Annotated in this window: 13 protein-coding genes; 12 read left to right on the forward strand and 1 reads right to left on the reverse strand. The window is 69.0% G+C overall.

Annotated features, from left to right (window positions below; genetic code table 11):
• Positions 1-89 precede the first annotated feature (89 nt).
• A complete protein-coding gene (locus EPA99_RS03145) occupies positions 90-2,030 on the forward strand; it encodes an alpha/beta hydrolase family protein (protein ID WP_241688236.1) in 1,941 nt (646 codons plus the stop codon).
• A 217-nt stretch (positions 2,031-2,247) separates the two neighbouring features.
• Entirely contained in the window at positions 2,248-3,828 is a 1,581-nt protein-coding gene (locus EPA99_RS03150; RefSeq protein WP_129469708.1) for a BCCT family transporter, read from the forward strand.
• Here the strand turns inward: EPA99_RS03150 and EPA99_RS03155 are convergent.
• Positions 3,810-5,570 carry a methyl-accepting chemotaxis protein gene (locus tag EPA99_RS03155; protein WP_129469709.1) on the reverse strand — a complete coding sequence of 587 codons (1,761 nt, stop codon included), beginning with the start codon at positions 5,568-5,570 and terminating at the stop codon, positions 3,810-3,812. The genes EPA99_RS03150 and EPA99_RS03155 overlap by 19 nt on opposite strands.
• Before the next feature lie 929 nt (positions 5,571-6,499).
• Between EPA99_RS03155 and ilvC the strand changes: the two genes are divergently transcribed.
• From ilvC to leuB, 10 genes are read left to right on the forward strand one after another with little or no spacing between them, the layout of a single operon-like run.
• Positions 6,500-7,510, forward strand: coding sequence for a ketol-acid reductoisomerase (gene ilvC, locus EPA99_RS03160; RefSeq protein WP_129469710.1), 1,011 nt, complete (start codon positions 6,500-6,502; stop codon positions 7,508-7,510).
• A complete protein-coding gene (gene ilvG / locus EPA99_RS03165) occupies positions 7,507-9,231 on the forward strand; it encodes an acetolactate synthase 2 catalytic subunit (protein WP_129469711.1) in 1,725 nt (574 codons plus the stop codon). Before ilvC ends, ilvG begins: the two co-directional genes overlap by 4 nt.
• A complete protein-coding gene (locus tag EPA99_RS03170) occupies positions 9,215-9,469 on the forward strand; it encodes an ACT domain-containing protein (RefSeq protein WP_129469712.1) in 255 nt (84 codons plus the stop codon). The genes ilvG and EPA99_RS03170 overlap by 17 nt, the downstream gene beginning before the upstream one ends.
• A 57-nt stretch (positions 9,470-9,526) precedes the next feature.
• Positions 9,527-9,958, forward strand: a complete 432-nt coding sequence (locus tag EPA99_RS03175) for a hypothetical protein (protein ID WP_129469713.1) — start codon at positions 9,527-9,529, stop codon at positions 9,956-9,958.
• On the forward strand, positions 9,955-11,520 hold the full coding sequence (locus tag EPA99_RS03180) for a 2-isopropylmalate synthase (RefSeq protein WP_129469714.1): 1,566 nt from the start codon (positions 9,955-9,957) through the stop codon (positions 11,518-11,520). Before EPA99_RS03175 ends, EPA99_RS03180 begins: the two co-directional genes overlap by 4 nt.
• A gap of 4 nt (positions 11,521-11,524) precedes the next feature.
• Entirely contained in the window at positions 11,525-12,328 is an 804-nt protein-coding gene (locus EPA99_RS03185; RefSeq protein ID WP_129469715.1) for a class I SAM-dependent methyltransferase, read from the forward strand.
• The gene (gene leuC, locus EPA99_RS03190; RefSeq protein ID WP_129469716.1) at positions 12,325-13,755 is read left to right on the forward strand and encodes a 3-isopropylmalate dehydratase large subunit; all 1,431 of its coding nucleotides are present in this window, start codon (positions 12,325-12,327) and stop codon (positions 13,753-13,755) included. Before EPA99_RS03185 ends, leuC begins: the two co-directional genes overlap by 4 nt.
• A complete protein-coding gene (locus EPA99_RS03195; RefSeq protein WP_129469717.1) occupies positions 13,755-13,952 on the forward strand; it encodes a hypothetical protein in 198 nt (65 codons plus the stop codon). Before leuC ends, EPA99_RS03195 begins: the two co-directional genes overlap by 1 nt.
• Complete coding sequence (gene leuD, locus EPA99_RS03200; RefSeq protein ID WP_129469718.1) at positions 13,952-14,533, forward strand: 3-isopropylmalate dehydratase small subunit; 582 nt, start codon at positions 13,952-13,954, stop codon at positions 14,531-14,533. The genes EPA99_RS03195 and leuD overlap by 1 nt, the downstream gene beginning before the upstream one ends.
• Positions 14,523-15,593: a 3-isopropylmalate dehydrogenase gene (gene leuB / locus EPA99_RS03205; RefSeq protein ID WP_129469719.1), complete on the forward strand. Its 1,071-nt coding sequence runs from the start codon at positions 14,523-14,525 to the stop codon at positions 15,591-15,593. The genes leuD and leuB overlap by 11 nt, the downstream gene beginning before the upstream one ends.
• Positions 15,594-15,653 lie beyond the last annotated feature (60 nt).

The raw sequence follows: 15,653 nt of genomic DNA on the forward strand, positions 1-15,653 counted from the left end.
GCCCGGCCATCCCCTCAGGACGCCATCTTGTGCGCGCCCTGGGCCTGCTCTACCGTGCGCGTCGGGGAAACACACAATCAGGGGATTGCATGCACGGATGGAAACGCATCGTGCTGGCCGCGCTGGTGGCCGGCGTGACGGGCACTGCCATGGGCACGGACCGGGTTCCGGTCGAGGCCTTCGCCAGGTTCAGCAAGCTGAGCTCACCGCGCCTGTCGCCCGACGGCAAGTATCTCTCGGCCAACGCCGAACTGGGCAACGGCAACTACGCGCTGGCTGTGTACCGGCTTGCGGACATGGTGCAGACCGCGCACCTGAAGTTCCCCAAGTACGAGCTGCCGGTGCAGGTGGTCTGGGTCAGCGACACCCGGCTGGTCATCGCCAAGGGACGCGCCAGCGGCTCGCTGGAAAAGCCGTATGCCAACGGCGAAATCATCGCCACCAACTTCGACGGCACGCAGCAGAAATACATCTACGGCTACGAGCAACGCACGCGCTCGGGCGGGCTGGACCGGGGCTTTGGCCAGATCGTCAGCGTGCCCGAGCAGCGCAACGGGCATTTCTACATGCGCCAGCTCACCTTGAACGCGCGCAGCTCCTCCATCTACGACGTGGACACCGAGACTACCGTCTACAAGCAGGTCGTCCAGCTGGACACCCCCGACCTGGAATTCGTCCTGGACCACGACAGCGTGCCGCGCTTCGCCTACGGCGTGGACCTGGACGACAACACCCTGCTGTTCGGTAACGACGGCAAGGGCAAGTGGAGCCCGGTGTCGTTCGACAGCGTCGGTGGCAAATGGATCCCCATGGCCTTCACGCCGGACAACACTACGACCTACGGCTATTTCTCCCAGCAGGGCGGCCCTGCCCAGTTCGTCAGCAGCGACCTGACCGGCGGCAACCGCAAGGTGCTGGCCGCCGATGCGGCGCATGCAGTGGAGGACACCCAGTGGACCGCCGCGCCCTACCGCCCCTTCGCCGTGCGCACCGGACGCGGCCTGGGGCAGTTCACCTACCTGATGCCCGAATCGCCGGACGCGCAACTGCATCTGGCGCTGTCCAAGGCACTGCCGGGCCGGCGCGTGGATTTCATCGACCAGAGCAAGGACGGGCAGGTCATCCTGCTGCGCGTGGACAGCGACCGCGACCCGGGCGCCTGGTATCTGCTGCGCCGGAGCGAAGGCAAGCTGCGGCACCTGCTGACCGGCCGCGAAGGCATCGACCCGCAACGCATGGGCGAGCGGCGGCCGATGCAGTTCACCACCAGCGACGGGGTCAAGCTGGACACCATCCTCACCCTGCCTCCGGGCGTGACCGAGGCGCGTGGCCTGCCGATGGTGCTGCTGCCCCATGGCGGCCCGCACTACGTCGAGGACGACTGGTTCTTCGACAGCGACGCGCAGTTCCTCGCCAGCCGCGGCTATCTGGTGCTGCAGGTCAATTTTAGAGGCAGCGGCGGTCGTGGCAGCGCGTTCGAGCGCGCCGGCCACCGCCAGTGGGGCACGCGTGTCCAGGATGATCTGATCGAAGGCGTGCGCTGGGCCGTGGATCAGGGCATGGCCGACCCGGCGCGCGTATGCGTGTACGGCGCCAGCTTCGGCGCCTACTCGGCGATGATGGCGCCGATCCGCGCGCCGGGGATGTTCAAGTGCGCCGCCGGGCTCGCCGGGGTCTACGACCTGCAGATGATGAAGGACAAGGGCGACATCCAGCAGAGCGAATCCGGTCGCCGCTATCTACAGCGCGTGCTGGGCAATGATGCCAGCGTGCTGCAGGCCAGCTCGCCCGCGCGCCAGGCGGCCCAGCTGCGCATTCCGGTGCTGCTGGCCCATGGCGAAGAGGACGAGCGCGCGCCGCTGGCCCATGCCAAGGCCATGCGCGCGGCCCTGACTGCCGCCGGCAATGCGCCCGAGTGGCACACCTATGCCAAGGAAGGACACGGCTTCTACAACGAGGACAACAGCATCGATTTCTATCGTGCGCTGGACGCGTTCCTGGCCCGCAACCTGGGTCCAGGCGCGCAGTAGTCCGAAGCTAGGGCGCAGGCCGGCCCGCCGACGACCCCGCCATCCTCAGCCCCGCCCGCGCAAGCTGGCGGGGCTTTTTGCTTGGTCGCACAGGGAGTAAGCCGCTCACGTCGCCACTGCATCGGCATTGCTAGCCTGCGTGCCGATTCGCGGCTGGTACCGGCCGCATCGGCGGTCACGCGCGGGCGCGACCCTCACGACGCTGTAAGGAGGCCGCATGGTCTTTCGTTTCTCCCTCATCCTGATCCTGGCCCTGGTGGCCAGTGCGGGCCTGGCGCCCTCGGCCTTCAATGCGCTGATGCAGCAGGGGCTGGCCTGGGCGGTGCACAGTGCCGGCTGGCTGTACCTGCTGATCGTCTTCATCACCCTGGTCTTCCTGCTGTACCTGTCCTGCAGCCGCTTCGCCGACCTGCGCATCGGCGGCGAGGATGCCGAGCCGCAGTTCTACAACGCCAGCTGGCTGTCGATGCTGTTCGCCGCCGGCATGGGCATCGGCCTGGTGTTCTGGGGCGCGGCCGAGCCGCTGTCGCACTTCGTCAAACCGCCCGAAGGCCTGGAGCCGGGCAGCATGGCCGCCGCCCGCGCTTCGATGCGCTATGCCTTCTTCCACTGGGGCCTGCACCCCTGGGCGATCTATGCGCTGATCGGCCTGGCGATGGCGTGGTTCCAGTTCAACCGCGGCGGGCGCGGGCTGATCAGCGACCTGCTGCAGCCGATCCTGGGCCGCCACCATCGCGGCTGGGCCGGCCATGCGGTCAACATCGCCGCTGTGGTGGCCACCACCATCGGCGTGGCCACCACGCTGGGTTTCGGCACCATCCAGATCGCCGCCGGCGTGGAGCGGGTGCTGGGCATCCAGTCTTCCACCACCCTGCAACTGGCCATCATCGCCATCGCCTTCGCCTTGTACATGACCTCCTCGGCTTCGGGCGTGGAACGCGGCGTCAAATGGCTGTCCAACCTCAATCTCGGCCTGGCGGGCCTGTTGCTGCTGGCGGTGCTGGTGCTGGGGCCGACCGCCTTCATCCTGGATACCTTCACCACCTCGCTGGGGGCCTACCTGAGCCAGCTGGTGAACATGAGCCTGCGCATGTCGCCGTTCTCCGGCGATACCTGGGTGGCCACCTGGACGATCTTCTACTGGGCCTGGTGGATCGCCTGGGCGCCGTTCGTGGGGGCCTTCATCGCGCGCGTGTCCTATGGCCGCCGCATCCGTGAGTTCGTGTTCGGCGTGGTGCTGGCGCCGAGCCTGCTGGGCTTCCTGTGGTTCTCCAGCTTCGGCGGCACGGCACTGTGGCAGGAGCTGTTCGGCAACGCCCACCTGAGCGCTGGCCTGGCCAGCGACGGTTATGAAACCGTGCTGTTCTCGATGTTCGAGCACCTGCCGCTGGGCAAGGCGCTGTCGGCACTGGCCGTGGTGCTGCTATGCATCTTCTTCGTGACCTCGGCCGACTCGGCGGTGCTGGTGCTGGCCAGCATGTCCAGTCCGGAGGCGGGCGACCCGCCGCTGTCGCGCAAGCTGACCTGGGGCGTGGCGATCGCGCTGATCGCCGCGGTCCTGCTGCTGGCCGGCGGACTGCAGGCGCTGCAAAGCATGATCACCGTGGCCGCCCTGCCGTTCGCGGTGCTGATGGCGCTGATCATCATCGGGCTGTACCGCGCGCTGGATGAGGAATCGCGCCTGCAACGCCGGCGTGCCAACCGCGCCCGGCATGCGATCGAGCAATGGATCGCGCGTGAACAGGCCGCCCAGGCAGATCCCGGGCGCCCGGCCCCGCCTCAGGATTCCAGCGTATAGCCGATACGGAAGCCGCCCCAGTGCTGGCCGTCGACGAACACCGGCACTGACAGGTCGAACATGATCTGCCCGGTATCGCGGCGATAGACCTGCAGCTTGTACGGCTCCACGTGCGCGCCCACCGAGCGCCCGACACGGTCGGTGAACATGCGCTTGGTGCGATTGCCCACCAGGTCCTTGGCCTCATCGCCGGTCAGCGGCTGGCTGAAGCGCAGGTTGTGGGTAGGCACGTAGCCTTCGGGGGTGGCGCTGATGGCGAACACGATCCACGGCGCGGCGGTGGAGGCCGGTTCCTGCAGCGCGGGCAGCAGCTCGTCGCAGAGCGCGTCGAAGGGCGTGCTGAACTTGGCCGGCTTGGTGCCGGGGATGGGCGTGTAGTCGGCAGAAAACAGGTCCTCGGCGCTGATCCAGCCGCTGGCGATGGCGTGCTCGAACGCCGCGCCGATCTGGGCGGCCGTCTCGGTGGCCACCGCGCGCACCTGCGCATGACGCGGGTGCCGCATCGGATCGGCCGGTAGCCGGAACAACCCCACGCAATCCTGCAGGTCCTCGATCGCCTGGCCCAGCGCCTCGCTGCGTTCGACCACCTGCGCGGCATGGTCCAGATTGCTGCGGCTCAGGCCGGAGACATCCTCCAGCGCGGTGACCATGGTGCCGATGTCCTGGCCCTGCGCCGAGACGCGGTTGGCCACCGATTCCATGGCGCCGCTGGCGCGCAGCAGCAGCTCGCCGATGCCGCCCAGCACCTGCTCGGTCTGGCGCGCCGAGTCCGCCCCCTGCGCGGCGGCCGCTTTGGTCTGGCCGATGATGTCGCGCACGTCGCGCGCGGCGCCGCCGGCACGCTCGGCCAGGCGGCGGATTTCCTGGGCCACCACCGCAAAGCCCCGGCCCGCCTCGCCCGCGCGGGCGGCCTCGATGCTGGCGTTGATGGACAGGATGTTGGTCTGGAAGGCGACGTTGTCGATCACCTCGATGATGTCGTCGGCGCGCGCCGTGCGTGCTTCCACCTCACGCATCGCCTCGCCCAAGGCATGGGCGGCCTGCACGCCCTGGCGAGCACTGGCATCGGCCTGGCCGGCCACCGCGATGACCTCGCGCAGCTCATCGCCCGCCAGCGTCAGGCTGTCCAGCAGCGCGCGCGTGGTTCCCATCACTGCCTCCAGTGCCCGGACCTGCGACTGCGACTGACGCGAGAGTTCGTCGTTGGTCGACAGCACATGCGGCACCTGGCCGGCGATGTCCACCGCCAGCGCCACGGCTTGCCGGATCGCCTCGGCCAGGCTGCCGAACCCCGCATTCAGCCGGCTGGCCGCCGGCAGCGCCGGCAGTGGTGTGGGCCAGCGGATGTCCAGGTCGCACCCGGCCAGCGGCTCGGCGATGGCCGCCAGCAGGGCATGGGTGCCGTCGTCCTGCTCGGTCGCTGCATCTATTTGCGCCTGGGCCGGTGCCAGGGTGATCCACCAGCCGGCACCGTTGTCGCGGTATCGCACCTGGCCTTCCCGCGCGTTCCACTGCCCCTGTTCTTCGAGCACCCGCAGCGGCAGGCCCCAGATTCGCTCGCAGCTGGCCTGCAACAGGGACGCGTCGGCGCCCAGCACGCGGTGCGCCTCGGCGTTGGCGGCCTGGACCAGGCCCGTGGCGTCCACCCACAGCAGGCCGACCGGCAGATCCGGTAGCTGGCGGTCCTGCGCCAACCCCGCTGGCGTCAAGTGGTGCACGGTGTCGATGTGAACGGCCGACATGGCTCAAATCCCTCCCAGGATCATCGAGAGGGTTAGCGGCACCTGGGCTGGGATCTTCAGGAACGCCGATGCGCAGGCCGGCCACGTCATCCCAGCGTCATGTCCATGACGTTTTCAGCCAGAGGCGGGCCGGAGCGCCCGGGCTTCAACGTTGGATGGATCAGCTGAACGCTTCACGGCCCGGCAATGGATCTGTCACACGACGCCATCGCGCTGACAGTTCGAATAGGCAGCATTGGCATTATTCCAAGGAACACGTCTCTCTCTCCTGCCGCCGGTCCCCGGTGGCTTTTTTTTTGGTTCTTCGCTCAATACCGGTGCTAGGTCCCCTCCCCCGACCAACAGGCAGCGGGTCCAGACAGCACCCGACTACACGAACCCACCAGCAAGCGCGTTGCCCTGTGGGAGCGGCGTCAGCCGCGAAGGGCCTGCTCCTGGAATCCCTCTTCGCGGCTGGCGCCGCTCCCACAGGATGCTTCTGATCACCACGCCCGAATCGCTGCCGCGCGTGTCATGGACCCCCGACGCGATTCTGAAATCCCGCGCAACCCGCATTCATGCAGAGCCAAACTGCTTCCAAACGCGACCGTTGCAGTGGCAACCGTGCAGTGATCATGCGGGTTTGCGCCGCCCGTCGGTCGCAGGGTGCCACGGTGGTTGACAGGCCCGATAGCGCATGTTCTCCTCGCCGCATGATCAGTTCCACGCCACGCACGAAGACCTGCCACGCGATCGACGCGTCGGCGCTCCTCGTACTCGTTCTTATTCCCTCGCCATCACGTGCGGGCCGAACGGGCGTATAAGCAAGACACCCCGGATCGACGAAACCCCGCACTGTGAAGTGCGGGGTTTTTTGCTTCCAGGCCCCAGAAAGTTTCAAAACGCACTTTTCGCCCAACCAACCGACCCCCAGCACAGGAAACGCCAACATGACCACGACCACCGACACCCTTCCCCAGCCCAAGATCGCCGTCGTCGGTTACGGCAGCCAGGGCCGTGCGCACGCCATGAACCTGCGCGACTCGGGGTTCGACGTCGTCGTGGGCCTGCGTGCCGGTGGTCCGACCGAGGGCAAGGCCAAGGCCGACGGCTTCATCGTCAAGACCCCGGCCGAGGCGGTGAAGGACGCCGACCTGGTCGCCGTACTGACCCCGGACATGGTGCAGAAGCAGCTGTATGACGAAGTCCTGGCCGCCAATATGAAACAGGGCGCGGTCCTGCTGTTCGCCCATGGCCTGAACGTTCATTTCGGCATGATCGCCCCGCGCGAGGACCTGGACGTGGTCCTGGTCGCGCCCAAGGGCCCGGGCGCGCTGGTCCGCCGCGAGTACGAGATCGGCCGCGGCGTTCCCTGCATCTATGCGATCTACCAGGACAAGTCTGGCAAGGCCAAGGATTACGCGCTGGCCTACGCCGGCGGCCTGGGCGGCGCCCGCGCCAACCTGATCGAGACCACCTTCAAGGAAGAGACCGAGACCGACCTGTTCGGTGAGCAGGCCGTGCTGTGCGGCGGTGCCTCCTCGCTGGTGCAGGCCGGCTTCGAGACTCTGGTGGAAGCCGGCTACCAGCCGGAAATCGCTTACTACGAAGTCCTGCACGAGCTGAAGCTCATCGTCGACCTGTTCTACGAAGGCGGCATTACCCGCATGCTGGAGTTCATTTCCGAGACCGCGCAGTACGGCGACTACGTCAGCGGCCCGCGCGTGATCGACGCCTCCACCAAGGCGCGCATGAAGGACGTGCTGACCGACATCCAGAACGGCACCTTCACCAAGAACTGGGTGGCCGAGTACGAAGCGGGCCTGCCGAACTACAAGAAGTTCAAGCAGGCCGACCTGGAGCACCCGATCGAGGTGGTCGGCAAGCAGCTGCGCGCCAAGATGGTGTGGCTGGCCGACAACGCGCCCAAGCCCACATCCCAACAGGCCGCAGCCGCATGAACGCCGCCACCGCCACTGCCCCACGCAATGGCGCCCGCTGGATCGCCCACGCCCTGGAACAAGAGGGCGTGGACACGCTGTTCGGCTATCCGGGCGGGACCATCATGCCGTTCTACGACGCTTTGGTGGATTCATCGCTGAAGCACATCCTGGTGCGCCATGAGCAGGGCGCGGCACTGGCCGCCAACGGCTATGCGCGCGCCTCGGGCAAGGTCGGCGTGTGCGTGGCGACCTCCGGCCCTGGCGCTTCTAACCTGGTCACCGGCATCGCCGATGCGATGCTGGACTCGGTGCCGATGGTGTGCCTGACCGGCCAGGTCGCCACGCCGCTGATCGGCACCGATGCCTTCCAGGAGCTGGACGTGTTCGGCATGACCATGCCGATCGTCAAGCACAGCTTCCTGGTGCGCAGCGTGGACGAGCTGCCGCGGGTGTTCGCCGAGGCTTTCCGCATCGCGCGCGAAGGTCGCCCCGGCCCGGTGCTGATCGATCTGCCCAAGGACGTGCAGGTGACCGACGCCTCGCACCTGCCCGACCATGTCCCGGCACCGGTCGATCCGCTGCCGGCGCCGGCCGATGCCGACATCGCCCAGGCGCTGGCTGCCATCGCCAGTGCGGAAAAGCCGGTGGTCTACGGCGGCGGCGGGATCGCCCTGGGCAATGCGGTGGAGGCCTTCCGTCATTTCGTCGAAGCCAGTGGCATCCCGACGGTGCTGACCCTGCGCGGCCTGGGCGCGCTGCCGGCCAACCACGGCAACTACCTGGGCATGCTGGGCATGCATGGCACCCGCGCGGCCAACATGGCGGTGCAGGAATGCGATCTGCTGATCGTGGTCGGTGCGCGCTTCGACGACCGCGCCACCGGCAAGCTGGCCGAGTTCGCCCCGTTCGCGCGCGTCATCCACCTGGATGCCGACGCCTACGAGATCTCCAAGCTGCGCACGGCCGATATCGCCCTGCCCGGCGATATCGCCACCGGTCTGCGCGCGCTGAGCGGCGCGCGCAGCAGCTGTTACGCCTGGAAGGCCAAGTGCGCCTCCAACCGCGAACGCTTCGGCTTCCGCTACGACGCACCGGGCACGGACATCTATGCCCCGGCGCTGCTGAAGCGGCTGAGCGAGGTGGCCCCGGCCGACACCATCGTCACCAGCGATGTCGGCCAGCACCAGATGTGGGTCGCCCAGCACTGCAAGTTCAACGATCCGCGCAATCACCTGACCAGTGGCGCGCTGGGCACGATGGGCTTCGGCCTGCCGGCGGCGATGGGCGCGCAGTTCGCCTGCCCCGATCGCACGGTGGTGCTGGTCAACGGCGATGGCGGCTTCATGATGAACGTGCAGGAGCTGACCACCATCGCCCGTTGCCGGCTGCCGGTGAAGATCGTGCTGCTGGACAACTCCGCGCTGGGCATGGTCCGCCAGTGGCAGGAGCTGTTCTTCGCCGAGCGCTACAGCGAGATCGACCTGTCCGACAACCCGGACTTCGCCGCGCTGGCCAAGGTGTTCGGCATCCCGGCCCGACGCATCGAACTGCGCGAGCAGGTCGATGAGGCCCTGGCCGAGCTGCTGGCCACCCCGGGCCCGGCGCTGCTGCACGTGGCCATCGACATCAAGGCCAACGTCTGGCCGCTGGTGCCGCCCAACCACGCCAACAGCTCGATGCTGGAATCCAACCCGGCCAAGACCCCCACGGAGGCACGCGGCAATGCGCTACCGGCTTGACCTGAAGGTGAAACCGGCCGAGGGCGCGCTGGTGCGGGTGATCGGCATGGTCGAGCGCCGTGGCTTCGCCCCGCGTGCCCTGCACGCCACGCCCGATGCCGACGGCCGCTGGACGCTGCAGATCGAGGTGGACAGCCCGCGCCCGGTGGAAACCCTCTGCCGCCAGCTGGCCAAGGTCTACGACTGCGAGTCGGTCCAGGCCTCGCCGGTCGAGGCGTCGCTGGAGGCTGCGGCGTGAGCACGGCCATTGCCCAGGGCGTCCGGGGGTGGCTTCTCCCACGCCGAATTCGATCCCATGGACCTGCCTGACGTAGGCGCCATGACGGCGGCCGCCGCCGGCGCGTGGACGCGTGGCATCGCCGTCGGCCCGGCGCGCGCGCCTTGCGCATTGCAGCACCGCGCCCACGGCCGCGCCGCGGGCGCCTGGGTGGCAGGTGCGCAGCATGCGCGTGCTGGCGCCATCGTCATCCCGGATCAAGCCGGCATGCGCGAAAATGCCGCCCGCTTCCCCCGGCCGACGCCGCCTCGCGGCGGCGCCCGGGTGATGTCGCAGTGGCGTGTGATCGCACGGCCGCCGCCGCGCCATCCACCACGGCGCCTGATCGCCTGTCCCGACCAGTCCGACGAACACCTTCCGCTTCCTCCCGACTCCACCGTATCCCAGACAACACGCCGCCGCTTCGCTGCCACCAGGACGGCAGTCGCCGTAGAGGAACCCATCGCATGAACACCAACGTCTCCAACGACACCGTACGAATTTTCGACACCACCCTGCGCGATGGCGAGCAGTCCCCGGGCTGCAGCATGTCGCCTCAGCAGAAGCTGGTCATGGCCCGCGGCCTGGCCGAGCTGGGCGTGGACATCATCGAGACCGGCTTCCCGGCCAGCTCCGAGTCCGACCGCCAGGCCATGGCGCTGATCGGCCGCGAAGTGCGAACGCCGACCCTGGCGGTGCTGTCTCGCTGCCTGGCCGGCGACATCGAGATCTCGGCCAAGGCGCTGGAAGCGGCCGCCAAGCCGCGCCTGCACGTGTTCCTGTCCACCAGCCCGCTGCACCGCGAACACAAGCTGCGCATGAGTCCGGAGCAGGTGCTGGAATCGGTGCGCAAGCACGTGAGCCTGGCGCGCGGCTACATCGACGATGTCGAGTTCTCCGCCGAGGACGCCACCCGCACCGAGATCGACTACCTGATCCAGGTCGCACGCACGGCCATCGCCGCCGGCGCCACCACCATCAACCTGCCCGACACCGTGGGCTTCACCACGCCCGAGGAGATCGGCGACATGTTCCGCCGCGTCATCGCCGGGGTGGCCGATGTCGGCGGCGCGGACAAGGTGATCTTCAGCGCGCACTGCCACAACGACCTGGGCCTGGCCGTGGCCAACTCGCTGGCCGCCGCCGAGGCCGGGGCGCGCCAGATCGAGGGCAGCATCAACGGCATCGGCGAGCGCGCCGGCAACTGCGCCATCGAGGAGATCGCCATGGCCTTGAAGGTGCGCAATGCCTTCTACAGCTTCGGCACCAACATCAACACCCCGCGCATCGTGCCGACCTCGCAGCTGCTGCAGCGCCTGATCGGCATGCCGGTCCAGCGCAACAAGGCGGTGGTGGGCACCAACGCCTTCGCGCACGAATCGGGCATCCACCAGCACGGCATGCTGCGCCACCGCGGCACCTACGAAATCATGCGTCCGCAGGACGTGGGCTGGCCGGACACGCAGATGGTGCTGGGCCGCCACAGCGGCCGCGCCGCGGTCGATGCGCGCCTGCGCGCGCTGGGCTACCTGCTGGAGGAAGACGAGCTGAAGCTGGTGTTCGAACAGTTCAAGAACCTGTGCGAGCGCCAGCGCGTGGTCGGCGATGCCGACCTGCAGATGCTGATGCAGGATGCCGCGGCCAGCGACGGCTACCGCCTGGCCTCGATGACCATTTCCGATGTCGGCGGACGCGCCAACGCGTTGGTCGAACTGTCCGACCCGGAAGGCAACCGCGTGGCCGAAACCGCGCAGGGCAATGGTCCGGTCGATGCCCTGTTCGGCGCGCTGTCGGCCGCCACCGGGGTCAAGCTGGAGCTGGACAGCTACCAGGTGCACAGTGTCGGCATCGGCGCCGATGCGCGCGGCGAAGCCAGCCTGAGCGTGCGCCACGAAGGCGTGGAACACGAAGGCACCGGCACCTCCAAGGACATCATCGAGGCCAGCGCGCTGGCCTGGCTGGAGGTGGCCAACCGCCTGCGGCGCCAGCGCGGCACCGGCACGCCGACGCCGCAGGAAGCCGCGGCGGCCTGACTCCATGCACCGCAACACCATCACGCCAGACGCAGGCCAGCAATGGAACGCGGCCGGCTACGCCGCCAACGCCGGCTTCGTGCCGGCGCTGGGCGCGCCGGTGGCCGAGCTGCTGGCCGCGCAGCCCGGTGAGCGCATCCTCGACCTGGGCTGCGGCGATGGCGTGCTGACCGCGCAGCTGCAGGCCAGCGGTGCCACGCTGGTGGGCGTGGACGCCTCGCCGGAGCTGGTCGCCGCCGCGGTCGCGCGCGGTGTCGATGCCCACGTGGTCGACGGCCAGGCCCTGGCCTTCGACGCCGAGTTCGACGCGGTCTTCAGCAATGCCGCCCTGCACTGGATGCGCCAACCCGACGCCGTCATCGACGGCGTACGGCGTGCGCTCATGCCGGGCGGCCGATTCGTCGGCGAGTTCGGCGGGCACGGCAACGTCGCCGCCATCGTCACCGCGCTGCGGGCGGCCTTGCATGCCCATGGTGTCGGTGAGCCGCAGTTCTCCTGGTTCTTCCCCACCGCCGATGCGTACGCGCAGCGACTGCGGGCGCATGGCTTCAGCGTCCAGACCATCGCCCTGGTACCGCGCCCCACCCCCCTGCCCACCGGCATCGGCGGCTGGTTGAAGACCTTTGCCGATCCTTTCCTGGCCGGCCTGGACCAGGCCATGCGCCAGCGCGTGCTGGCCGAGGCCGAAGCCCTGCTGCGCCCGGCCCTGTGCGATGACGCCGGGCGCTGGAGCGCCGACTACGTGCGCCTGCGCTTCAGCGCGCGCCTTTCCACTCACCCGCATTCACTGCAAGGCAACCCGCAATGAGTTCCGCCCCTCGCACCCTGTTCGACAAGCTGTGGGACGCGCACGTCGTGGTCCCGGAGAGCGACACCGCCCCGGCGGTGCTGTATATCGACCTGCACCTGATCCATGAGGTCACCTCGCCGCAGGCGTTCACCGAGCTGGCCAGCCGCGGCATCAGCCCGCGCCGGCCGGACCGCACCAAGGCGACGATGGACCACTCCACGCCCACCCTGCCGGCCGGCCCGGACGGCAAGCTGCCCTACTACACGGCAGCGGCCGAAAAGCAGGTCGAGACCCTGGAGCGCAACTGCGCACGCTACGGGATCGAGCTGTTCGACATGGGCTCGGACCACCGCGGCATCGTGCACGTCATCGCGCCGGAGCAGGGCTTCACCCAGCCGGGCATGACCATCGTTTGCGGCGACAGCCACACCTCCACGCACGGGGCCTTCGGCGCGCTGGCCTTCGGCATCGGCACCAGCGAGGTCGGCCACGTGCTGGCCACCCAGTGCCTGCTGCAGCGCAAGCCCAAGACCATGTCCATCACCGTCGATGGGCCGCTGGCGCCGGGCGTGGGCGCCAAGGACGTGGTGCTGCACATCATCGGCATCATCGGCGTCAACGGCGGCACCGGCCACGTGCTGGAGTTCCGTGGTTCCACCATCGCCGCGATGGACATGGAGCAGCGCATGACCCTGTGCAACATGTCCATCGAGGCCGGCGCGCGCGCCGGCATGGTGGCGCCGGACCAGGTCACCTTCGACTACGTCGCGGCCACCCCGCGCGGGCCCAAGGGCGAGTCCTTCGAGGCCGCCGTGGCCTACTGGAAGACCCTGGCCAGCGAGCCGGGCGCGCGCTTCGACAGCGAGGTCGTCATCAATGCGGGCGATATCCGCCCCACCCTGACCTGGGGCACGCACCCGGGCACGGCCATCGCGGTGGATGCGCCGATCCCGGCGGCCAACGATGCCGCCGCGCAGAAGGGCCTGGACTACATGCGCTTCGGCGCCGGCGACACGCTGGAAGGCAAGGCCGTGGACGTGGTGTTCGTCGGCTCCTGCACCAACGGCCGCCTGCGCGACATGCGCGAGGTCGCCCAGGTGCTGGCCGGTCGCCGTATCGCCCAGGGCGTGCGCATGCTGGTGGTGCCTGGCTCGGAGATCGTCAAGCGCCAGGCCGAGGCCGAGGGCATCGACCAGATCGTGCGCGCCGCCGGCGCCGAATGGCGCGAGCCGGGCTGCTCGATGTGCATCGCCATGAATGGCGACCTGGTTGCACCGGGTCAGCTGGCCGTGTCCACTTCCAACCGCAACTTCGAAGGCCGCCAGGGCCCGGGCTCGCGCACGCTGCTGGCCTCGCCGCTGACCGCGGCCTGGGCCGCAGTGCAGGGCAAGGTCGGCGACGTGCGCGACTTCTTCGATGCCGCTGCGCACAAGGACGTGGCCTGATGACCACGCCGAACGCCCCACAGATCGCCACGGCCGCCGTGTCGGCCACGCTGGCCTTTTCCGCCACCGTGGCCAGCGCGCGCTCCAGGCGCCTGTGCGACACGCCGCTGGCCCCCGCGCTGCAGCCGGCCCCCACGCTGATCCAAGCGCCCGCCACGGGCGCGCCGCAATTCCCGCAATCCGAAGAGGCCGCGTAATGGGCGGATTCACCAGCCTGACCTCGCGCAGCGTCGTGCTGCGCCAGACCAATATCGACACCGACCAGATCATCCCCGCGCGCTTTCTGTCCACCACCGAACGCGCCGGCCTGGGCAAGCACGCCTTCAACGACTGGCGCTGGCAGGCCGAGGGCGTGCCCAACCCGGAGTTCCCCTTCAACCAGCCGCACAATGCCGACCGCGCCATCCTGCTGGCCGGGCGCAACTTCGGTTGCGGCTCCTCGCGCGAGCACGCGCCGTGGGCGCTGACCGACCTGGGCCTGCGCGCGGTGGTCTCCAGCGAGATCGCCGACATCTTCCGCAACAACAGCCTCAAGAACGGCCTGGTGCCGATCGTGCTGGCCGAGGCCGACGTGCAGGCGCTAATGGAGCGCCCGGACGACGCGCTGACCGTGGACGTGGCCGCACGCGAGCTGCGCACGCCCGATGGCCGCGTCTACCCCTTCCCGCTGGACGCCTTCGCCCAGACCTGCCTGATCGAAGGCGTGGACGAGATGGGTTACCTGCTGGCGCGCCAGCCCGAGATCGAACGTTACGAGAGCACCCTGCATGCACGCTGACATTGTCGTCCTGCCTGGCGATGGCATCGGCCCGGAAGTGGCCACCGCCGCCGTCGCCGTCCTGAAGTCCATCGCCCAGCTGTACGACCACGACTTCCAGTTCCAGGAACACGACATCGGGGGTGTCGCCATCGACCGCCACGGCGTGCCGTTGCCGGATGCCACCACCACCGCCTGCCAGCAGGCCGATGCGGTGCTGCTGGGGGCGGTCGGTGGGCCCAAGTGGTCCGACCCCAACGCCAAGGTGCGCCCCGAGCAGGGCCTGCTGGCCATCCGCAAGGCGCTGGGCCTGTTCGCCAACCTGCGTCCGGTGCGCCCGCACGGCGCGGCGCTGGACGCCTCGCCGATCAAGCCGCACCTGCTGGCGGGCGTGGACATCGTGGTGGTCCGCGAGCTCACCGGCGGTATTTACTTTGGCGAGAAGACCCGCACGGCAGAGGCCGCCAGCGACCTGTGCAGCTACTCGGTGGCCGAGATCGAGCGGGTCATGCGCAGCGCCTTCAAGCTGGCCCGCGCACGCCGCGGCAAGGTGACCTCGGTGGACAAGGCCAACGTGCTGGAGACCTCGCGCCTGTGGCGCGACGTGGCCACACGCATCGGCCGCGAGGAGTTCCCCGACGTGGCCCTGGAGCACCAGCTGGTCGATTCGATGGCCATGCACCTGCTGGCCAAGCCGCGCGAGTACGACGTGATCGTCACCGAGAACATGTTCGGCGACATCCTCACCGACGAGGCCTCGATGCTGGCCGGCTCGCTGGGCCTGCTGCCGTCGGCGTCGCTGGGCGAGGAAGGCAAGGTCGGTCTCTACGAGCCGATCCACGGCTCGGCCCCGGACATCGCCGGCAAGGGCATCGCCAACCCCTACGCGACCATCCTGTCGGCGGCCATGCTGCTGCGGCATTCGCTGGGCCTGGAGGAAGAAGCACAGGCCATCGAGCGCGCCGTCGGTGCCGCGCTGGAGGACAAGGCCTTCACCGCCGACCTGGCCCCGCCGGGCAACGCGCTGAGCACGACCCAGGCCACCGAGGCCGTGCTGTCGCGGCTGGGCGTGCCGGCCTGAACCACCACATCGGCCTGTCCGGCACATCGGACAGGCCTGTATGCCGATCCCCGTCGCGCG

It is taken from the genome of Pseudoxanthomonas composti, from assembly GCF_004122095.1.
Lineage (GTDB): Bacteria > Pseudomonadota > Gammaproteobacteria > Xanthomonadales > Xanthomonadaceae > Pseudoxanthomonas_A > Pseudoxanthomonas_A composti.

Excerpts from the sequence above, each read along its gene's own strand:
- EPA99_RS03145 (WP_241688236.1), top strand. The coding sequence starts at position 90 with ATGCACGGATGGAAACGCATCGTGCTGGCCGCGCTGGTGGCCGGCGTG.
- leuB (WP_129469719.1), top strand. The coding sequence starts at position 14,523 with ATGCACGCTGACATTGTCGTCCTGCCTGGCGATGGCATCGGCCCGGAA.
- ilvG (WP_129469711.1), top strand. The coding sequence starts at position 7,507 with ATGAACGCCGCCACCGCCACTGCCCCACGCAATGGCGCCCGCTGGATC.
- EPA99_RS03180 (WP_129469714.1), top strand. The coding sequence starts at position 9,955 with ATGAACACCAACGTCTCCAACGACACCGTACGAATTTTCGACACCACC.
- leuC (WP_129469716.1), top strand. The coding sequence starts at position 12,325 with ATGAGTTCCGCCCCTCGCACCCTGTTCGACAAGCTGTGGGACGCGCAC.
- leuD (WP_129469718.1), top strand. The coding sequence starts at position 13,952 with ATGGGCGGATTCACCAGCCTGACCTCGCGCAGCGTCGTGCTGCGCCAG.
- EPA99_RS03185 (WP_129469715.1), top strand. The coding sequence starts at position 11,525 with ATGCACCGCAACACCATCACGCCAGACGCAGGCCAGCAATGGAACGCG.
- EPA99_RS03170 (WP_129469712.1), top strand. The coding sequence starts at position 9,215 with ATGCGCTACCGGCTTGACCTGAAGGTGAAACCGGCCGAGGGCGCGCTG.
- EPA99_RS03155 (WP_129469709.1), bottom strand. The coding sequence starts at position 5,570 with ATGTCGGCCGTTCACATCGACACCGTGCACCACTTGACGCCAGCGGGG.
- EPA99_RS03175 (WP_129469713.1), top strand. The coding sequence starts at position 9,527 with ATGGACCTGCCTGACGTAGGCGCCATGACGGCGGCCGCCGCCGGCGCG.
- EPA99_RS03195 (WP_129469717.1), top strand. The coding sequence starts at position 13,755 with ATGACCACGCCGAACGCCCCACAGATCGCCACGGCCGCCGTGTCGGCC.
- ilvC (WP_129469710.1), top strand. The coding sequence starts at position 6,500 with ATGACCACGACCACCGACACCCTTCCCCAGCCCAAGATCGCCGTCGTC.
- EPA99_RS03150 (WP_129469708.1), top strand. The coding sequence starts at position 2,248 with ATGGTCTTTCGTTTCTCCCTCATCCTGATCCTGGCCCTGGTGGCCAGT.